The sequence below is a fragment of the Amycolatopsis sp. NPDC048633 genome, from assembly GCF_040650695.1.
Lineage (GTDB): Bacteria > Actinomycetota > Actinomycetes > Mycobacteriales > Pseudonocardiaceae > Amycolatopsis.
In genome coordinates this window covers 229,552-236,591 of record NZ_JBEZHS010000011.1, presented here as the reverse complement: position 1 = coordinate 236,591, position 7,040 = coordinate 229,552, and the positions used below count along the sequence as shown (strand labels likewise).

Genomic DNA, 7,040 nt, shown 5'->3' with positions numbered 1-7,040 from the left:
ACCTCTACACCACCCCCCCCCCCCACTAACCCCCCCCTTCTCTCGCGCGGGGTGTGGTTTTTTACTCCGCACGCTTTCCCGCCTTGACAAACCCGACCGGCGGCTGAGAATCCCACCGGAGGGGCGGGGGAGGTCGGACCCGCTGCTTTGCTGCGGCAGGGGCAAAAGCAAAGACTGTCCTCGCCGGACGGGCAGGCTCCGGGATGACCACCGGGACCGCTGTCTTCTCACCTCTCGGAGGTGGGCCGCTGGGTGGTCATCCCGTCGCCTGATCGAGGCCTATCACTTTGAGCCGGGCCCGCAAGCTTGCGTCGCTGTCTTGCGTTGCGCTGTGGGTTGCGGGCCCGGCTCAAAGTGATTTCACGGCCTCAGGCGACGGGATGACCACCCTGCTCCTTTATTGGGAGTCAGCGCACCGCGTCCAGGGCGTTGACCAGGCCGTGGCCGTAGTACGAGTTGTTCTTCGCCGGCCCCGTGCACTCCGTCTCCGCGGCCGCGCACTTCACCGGGTCCGCCTCGCCCGTCAGCACCTTCGCCAGCAGCTGCGGCGGGAGCCAGCGGAACTTCGACGCGATCAGCGCCGCGACCCCAGCCGCGTGCGGCGAAGCCATCGACGTCCCGCACTTCGAGCCGTACAGACCGCCGAACACCGTGGTCGACAACGGGCAAGCCGGGCCGGCGCCGGTGGGAGGCGTCTGCGAGAAGTCCCCGCCCGGCGCCGTCACGTCGATCTCGCCGTAGTTGCTGAACGACGACTTCGTGCCCGCGTAACCCACCGACGACACCGTCACCACTCCGTCGATCGCCTTCGGGAGGATGCCGCACGACGAGTCCACCGGGTGCGGACGGTTCGGGTCGGTCGTCTGGTCCGTTGTGTCGAAGCCCGAGTTGCCCGCCGCCGACACGTTCAGGACTCCGTGGTGCGTCGAGTACTGGATCGCGCGCCGGACCGCCTCGTAAGCCGCGGCGTCGCCGGGCTCGCGGGAGCAGAAGAACATGCCCGGGTCGATGTAGTAGCTGTTGTTCGTCACTGGGAAGCCGTGCTTCGCCGCCCACACGAAGCCGCACACCGCCGACTCCGGGAAGATGTAGCCCTCGTCGTTGACCACCTTCACCGACGCCAGCTTGACCCCCGGCGCGATGCCCGTGAAGCCCGCCGCCGGGTCCTTGCCCGCGATCGTGCCCGCCACGTGCGTTCCGTGGTCGGACGTCGTCGGGGCCCACGACGCCGGCGAAGTGTCCGCGGCGCCCGTGATGCAGCCCGCCGACTCCGAAGGCGAGACGGCGGCCTTGAGAGCCGGGTGAGTAGCGTCGATGCCCGAGTCCAGGACGCCGACCGTCACCGAACGGCTACCCTGGTACTTCTTGTTCGCCTCCGGCGCGTGGATCGCCTTCATGTCCCACTGCTGCGCCGACAGGTCACCCGCGGCGGCCACCGACTGCGTGTCCTCAAGCGTCCGCACCGCGCCCAGCGAAGTCCGGGCCGAAGCCGAAGAAGCCACGTCCTTGCCGCCCGAATAGGCCCGGTAGACGCCGATCTTCTGCTGGAAGTCCGCGTTGCGCGAACTGGCGATCGCGACGCCGATCTCGCCGTAGTACGCCACCTTCGTGCCGCACTTGGCCGCCAGCTCCTTGTCGACGGCCGACGCGCGCGTGCCCGGCTGGTAGGTCACCACGTAGGTGTACGGCGTGCTCGTCGTGTCACAGGCGACCGGCGCGGCCTCGGCGGCCGGTGCCGCGGCGAACAGGCCGCCCCCGACGGCCAGCACGAGCGGGGCCGCCATTCGGCGTAAACGGGACATTCCACCTCCAGAGTCAGTGGCGTCAACCTAAACCGGCCCCGGGGACCGCGCCACCGACCAAAGTCAGGAGGCGACGCGGGACGCGCGCACTCCGCGCCAGCCCAGCACCCCGATGATCGTGCCGAGCACGAACGACACGACCGTCAGCACCAGGTGCACCACGAAGTACGCGGTCGGCGAGCCGTCGGGGGCCCACGACTGGTCGCTCGCCCAGAGGTTCTTGGCGAAGGTGATCCAGATGATCCACGACCACACGCCGAAGGCCAGCAGGAACAGCGAGGTGCCTCGCGAAATGCGCATGCCCCTGAGTATGCGACGCGCGCCTCGGCGCTAGATTGCGTGGGTGCACTCCGCTGTCTCCCGGTCGCTCAAGGTCTTCACGACGACGCTCGCCGCCGCCCTCCTGGCCCTGAGCACCCCGGTCCTCGCGGCCGCGGCGCCGCAGCAGGGCCAGTGCGCGAACCGCCAGGCCCCGCCGGCCCCCGTCGACACGTCGGAGAAGCCCGCGCCCGGCAAGCAGGCCCCGCCCGCGCTGGCCGTGCCCGACGTCCCGGTCGGCGGCCCGCGGATGGCCGAGTGCGGCCTGGTCACCCCGGACGGCGCGCTCAACCCGCCGGACGGCAACACCGCGGCGTCGTGGGTGCTGCAGGACCTCGACACCGGCGCGGTCGTCGCCGCGAAGGACCCGCACTCCCGCCAGCGGCCCGCGTCGCTGATCAAGACGCTGCTCGCGCTCGTCGTGGTCACCCAGCTGAACCCGCAGCAGGTGCTCGTCGTGACGAAGGAGGACGCCGAGCAGGAGTGCACCTGCGTCGGTCTCGTCGCGGGCGGCCAGTACACCGTCGACCAGCTGCTGCACGGCCTGCTGATGCACTCGGGCAACGACGTCGCGCACGCGTTCGCGACGGCACTCGGCGGGGTCGACGCCGCGGTGACGAAGATGAACGCGCTGGCGGCCCGCATCGGCGCGCACGACACGCGCGCCGCGACGCCGTCGGGGCTCGACGGGCCGGGCATGTCGACCTCGGCCTACGACCTGAGCCTGATCTTCCACTACGCGATGAAGCAGCCGGAGTTCGCGAAGGTCGTCTCGACGAAGAACTTCGAGATCCCGGCGACCGGCGGCAAGCCGGCCGTCCCGGTCTACAACGACAACAAGCTGCTCGGCGTCTACCCCGGCTTCCTCGGCGGCAAGACCGGCTTCACCGACGACGCCCGCCACACCTACGTCGGCGCGGCGCAGCAGAAGGGCAAGCGGCTCGCGGTCGTCATGCTGCGCGCCGAGCAGAAGCCGACGAAGGTCGTCGACCAGGCGGCGAAGCTGCTCGACTACGGCTTCGCGCTCGAGGCCGACCGCGCCGTGGCGGTCGGTCAGATCAGCTACCAGGCCCCGGTGGCGACCGACACGGGCAGCACGCCGACCGTGCTCCCCGACGGCAGCGTCAGCAGCGGGACGTCGACGGCCGCGGCGGCCAAGGAAGACCCGTTCGGCGTCACCGGCTGGATCATCACGCTGGTGGTGTTCCTCGTCATCGTCGGCGCGTTCGTGGTCGGGCACCAGCGCAAGAAGGCCGCGAACTAGCGGAAACCGGGCCCGGGTTCCGGGGTCACCCGGTCGGTGGCGATCGCGCCACCGCAGTGTCCACACGCGACGTACGTCTCGCTGATCTCGCCGCAGTCGTTGTGCCGCAACAGGATCGGCGGGCCCTCCGGCCCGGCGAGGTGCTTGTCGCCCCACTGCATGAGCGTGACGACGGCACCGAAGAGGTCCCGCCCGGCGTCCGTGAGGTGGTACTCGGGCCGATCCGGCACTTCTTCGACGCGCGCCAGCACGCCCGCTTCGACGAGCGTCTTCAGCCGCGCGGACAACGTCGGACGCGGGATCGACAGGTTGCGCGCGAACTCGCCGTAGCGCCGGACGCCGAAGAACGACTCGCGCAGGATGAGCAGGCTCCACCGCTCGCCGACCAGGTCGAGCGCCCGGCCGACCGAGTCCGCCGTGAAGCGGTGCGTCAGGTCGGTCACAGCGCCAGCACCAGCTTGCCGGTGTTCTCGCCGCGGAACAGCTTGAGCAGCGTCTCCGGGAACTTCGCGATCCCGCCCTCGACGACGTCTTCGCGCGCCTTCAGCTTGCCTTCGCGCACCCAGCCGGCCAACGCTTCGGTCGCCTCGGGGTACCGGTCGGTGTAGTCGGAGAAGACGAACCCGGTCATCGACGCGCGCCGTACCAGCAGCTGCATGTAGTTGGCCGGGCCGCGGGGGCCTTCGGTGCTGTTGTACTGCGAAACGGCGCCGCTCAGCACGACCCGGGCGCCGCGCGCGAGCCGGGCGAGGGCCGCCTCGAGGACGTCGCCGCCGACGTTGTCGAAGAAGACGTCGATGCCGTCCGGCGCGTGCTCTTTCAGGTCCGCGCGGACGTTCCCGGCGCGGTGGTCGACGGCGGCGTCGAAGCCGTACTCCTCGACCAGCGTCCGGCACTTCTCCGGACCACCGGCGATGCCGACGACGCGGCAGCCGTGGATCTTCGCGAGCTGCCCGACGACGATCCCGACCGACCCGGCCGCGGCGGACACCACGACGGTCTGGCCAGGCTCCGGCTTGCCCACGTCGAAGAGCCCGAAGTAGGCGGTGATCCCGCTGATCCCCAGCGTGCCGAGGAACGTCGGCGCCGGCGCGATCGACGTGTCGACGATCGTGACGCCCGTGCCGTCCGAGATGGCGTAGTTCTGGACGCCGAAGGTGCCGAAAACGTCCTGACCTGCTTTGAAGGCGGGGTGGCGCGACTCGGTGACCCGGCCGATCCCGGCCGCGCGCATGACTTCGCCGATCCCGACCGGCGGCACGTACGACCGGCCGGCGTTCATCCACGTGCGCATCGCGGGGTCCAGCGAGAGGTACCGGACCTCGACCAGGAACTCCCCTTCGCCGGGCGACGGGACGGCTTCCTCGGTGTACTGCCAGTCGGTGTCCTTCGGCAGCCCGGCGGCCGGGCGGGCGGCAAGGCGGTACTGGGCGTTGACGGGCACGGAACTCCTCAGAGCTGTTCGGTGCGGGCGGGGACGCCCAGCAGCAGCTTGCCGGACAGCTCGAAGCTGGCCGGGTTGACCTGGAAGTGGGCGGTCGCCGTGTGGGCGTCGCGGAAGCGGCGCTGCAAGGGCGAAGTCTCGTAGATCGCCGCGCCGCCGCCCAGGTCGTACATGCTTTCGGCGACCTTCGCGGCGGTGCGCGTGACGTGCGTGGCGGCCAGGCGCAGGCCCAGCTTGAGTGCGTCCGGCACCGGTTCGGTGCTCTGCGCGGCCTGCCAGGCGTCGTCGATGCTCGTGTAATAGAGCAGCCGCGCCGCGCGCAGGGCGGCTTCGGCCTCGGCGACGGCGGCCTGGGTCTGCGACCGCTCGGCCAGCGACCGGCTGGAGCCGAGGGGCTTGCGCGTCGAGGCGAGTTCGACGAGGTCGTCGATCGCGCCGCGCGCGTTGCCCAGCGCGGCGGCCGCGACCGAAAGCGCGAAGTAGCCGAAGAGCGGGAAGCGGTGCAGCGCGACGGCGTCGGCCGGCGGGCCACCCATCACCGAGAAGACGCGGTGCTCCGGGACGAACAGCTCGTCGGCCACGCAGTCGTGGCTGCCGGTGCCGCGTAGTCCGTTCGTGTGCCAGGTGTCGAGCACCTCGATCTCGGCCTTCGGCAACGCGGCGACGTAAAGCTCGCTTTCGTGCACGAACCCGGCGAAAAGCCAGTCGCAGTGCGGGATGCCGCTGCAGAACGACCAGCGGCCGGAGACGACGTAACCGCCGTCGACGCGCTGTCCCTTCCCGCGCGGCGCCCAGACGCCGGCGGCGACGGTCTTCGGGTCCCCGAAAACCTCCTCGGCGCACTTCCGCGGGGCGTAGGCCGAGAGCAGGCTGCTCGTCACGGCGATCGAGACGCACCAGCCGGCCGAGGCGTCGCCGCGCGCGACCGTCTCGGCGGTTTCGAGGCTGAGCGCGGGCGGCGCTTCGGGGCCGCCGAGGTGGCCGGGGACGCCGCTGCGCAGGAGCTGGGCGTCGGTCAGCTTCGTGACCAGCTCGGCCGGCAGCGCGCGGTTCCGCTCGGTGACGGGCGCGAGCGTCTTGGCGAGGGCGGCGCACTCGCGGGCGGCGTCCAGCATGAAACCTCCGGTTCATAATTCTTACCGGTTCAGTTTCTTTACCGACCCTCCCGCTGTCAAGACTTGCGGCGGCCTCCGAGCCACGCGAGCAGCGCACCGGCACTGAAAGCGCCCGCGACGGCGCCGATGCCCGGCCCGCGCTGCACGGTGACGCTCTGCTCGAGCCGCACCGGCGGCGGAGGCACGACGACCTTGCGCTCGTTCTCCTTCGCCGTCGCGGTCCACGCCGTGATGAGCAGGAGGAAGCGCGAGACGAGGTTCGCGAACACGAGCAGACCGATGACCGGCCCGAACAGCGCCGCCGACGGCGACTTCGTCACGCTGGCCAGGTAGATCGAGCCGACCTGCTGCAGGATGACGAACCCGACGGCGGCGACCGCGGCGCCCTTGACGGCACTGCGCAGCGCGACCCGCTCCCGCGGCAGCCGGGCGATCACCCAGAGGAAGACGAGGGTGTTGGCGATCAGGCCGAGCACGATCGTCGCGGCGCGGAGCAGGTAGATCGCCCAGGTCTGCTGTTCGAGCCCGACGAGCTCGAGCAGGAACTGCCCGACACCGCCACCGACGGCGGTCAGCGCGAAGGAGACGATGAGCGCGACCCCGAGGCCGATGAGCGCGACGAGGTCCTTGAGCGTCTGCTTGACGATCGGCTGAGACTGTTTTTCCTGGCCCCACTGCGCGGTGAGCGCGTCCCGGAGGTTCGACATCCAGCCGATGCCGGAGTAGAGGGCGATGAGCAGACCGAAGATCCCGATCGCGCCGCCGGAGTCCAGCGCGCCCTTGACGATGCCGCTGACGAGCTCCTTGAGGCCCTCCGGCACGGAGTCGTTGATGCCGCTGGTGATCTTGTCGATGATCGTCTGGTCGTGGTTGACGACCAGCCCGACCACGGCGAAGGCGACCATGAACAGCGGGAAGACGGAAAGCACGCTGAAGTAGGTGATCGCGGCGGCGTAGTGGTTGCCGTACCGCTCGGTGAAGGCCTCGTTCGCCCGGATCAGGTGATCGAGCCACGGGTACTTCCGCCGCAGCCGCGGCAGGAGCTTTTCCTTCTCTTCGTTCGCCACCGTGAAACGCTAACCACGCCCGGTGACTCC

Annotated in this window: 7 protein-coding genes; 1 reads left to right on the top strand and 6 read right to left on the bottom strand. The window is 70.4% G+C overall.

Annotated elements, in window-relative coordinates:
• Positions 1–407: 407 nt before the first annotated feature.
• A complete protein-coding gene (locus tag AB0C38_RS22090; RefSeq protein WP_360676178.1) occupies positions 408–1,802 on the bottom strand; it encodes a S8 family serine peptidase in 1,395 nt (464 codons plus the stop codon).
• Positions 1,803–1,865: 63 nt separating this feature from the next.
• Positions 1,866–2,102: a hypothetical protein gene (locus tag AB0C38_RS22085; RefSeq protein ID WP_360676175.1), complete on the bottom strand. Its 237-nt coding sequence runs from the start codon at positions 2,100–2,102 to the stop codon at positions 1,866–1,868.
• Between the two features lie 43 nt (positions 2,103–2,145).
• Between AB0C38_RS22085 and AB0C38_RS22080 the strand changes: the two genes are divergently transcribed.
• Positions 2,146–3,384 carry a D-alanyl-D-alanine carboxypeptidase family protein gene (locus tag AB0C38_RS22080; RefSeq protein WP_360676172.1) on the top strand — a complete coding sequence of 413 codons (1,239 nt, stop codon included), beginning with the start codon at positions 2,146–2,148 and terminating at the stop codon, positions 3,382–3,384.
• Here the strand turns inward: AB0C38_RS22080 and AB0C38_RS22075 are convergent.
• Genes AB0C38_RS22075 through yhjD form a run of 4 tightly spaced genes read right to left on the bottom strand, consistent with a single transcriptional unit; the run spans position 3,381 to position 7,010 of the window.
• Positions 3,381–3,827, bottom strand: coding sequence for a helix-turn-helix domain-containing protein (locus tag AB0C38_RS22075; RefSeq protein ID WP_360676169.1), 447 nt, complete (start codon positions 3,825–3,827; stop codon positions 3,381–3,383). The genes AB0C38_RS22080 and AB0C38_RS22075 overlap by 4 nt on opposite strands.
• Positions 3,824–4,828 carry an NADP-dependent oxidoreductase gene (locus tag AB0C38_RS22070; RefSeq protein WP_360676166.1) on the bottom strand — a complete coding sequence of 335 codons (1,005 nt, stop codon included), beginning with the start codon at positions 4,826–4,828 and terminating at the stop codon, positions 3,824–3,826. The genes AB0C38_RS22075 and AB0C38_RS22070 overlap by 4 nt, the downstream gene beginning before the upstream one ends.
• An 8-nt stretch (positions 4,829–4,836) precedes the next feature.
• Positions 4,837–5,943, bottom strand: a complete 1,107-nt coding sequence (locus AB0C38_RS22065) for an acyl-CoA dehydrogenase family protein (RefSeq protein WP_360676163.1) — start codon at positions 5,941–5,943, stop codon at positions 4,837–4,839.
• A gap of 56 nt (positions 5,944–5,999) precedes the next feature.
• Positions 6,000–7,010, bottom strand: a complete 1,011-nt coding sequence (gene yhjD / locus AB0C38_RS22060) for an inner membrane protein YhjD (RefSeq protein WP_360676160.1) — start codon at positions 7,008–7,010, stop codon at positions 6,000–6,002.
• Positions 7,011–7,040 lie beyond the last annotated feature (30 nt).

Coding starts and splice junctions, on each gene's coding strand:
- AB0C38_RS22090 (WP_360676178.1), bottom strand. CDS start 1,802: ATGTCCCGTTTACGCCGAATGGCGGCCCCGCTCGTGCTGGCCGTCGGG.
- AB0C38_RS22085 (WP_360676175.1), bottom strand. CDS start 2,102: ATGCGCATTTCGCGAGGCACCTCGCTGTTCCTGCTGGCCTTCGGCGTG.
- AB0C38_RS22065 (WP_360676163.1), bottom strand. CDS start 5,943: ATGCTGGACGCCGCCCGCGAGTGCGCCGCCCTCGCCAAGACGCTCGCG.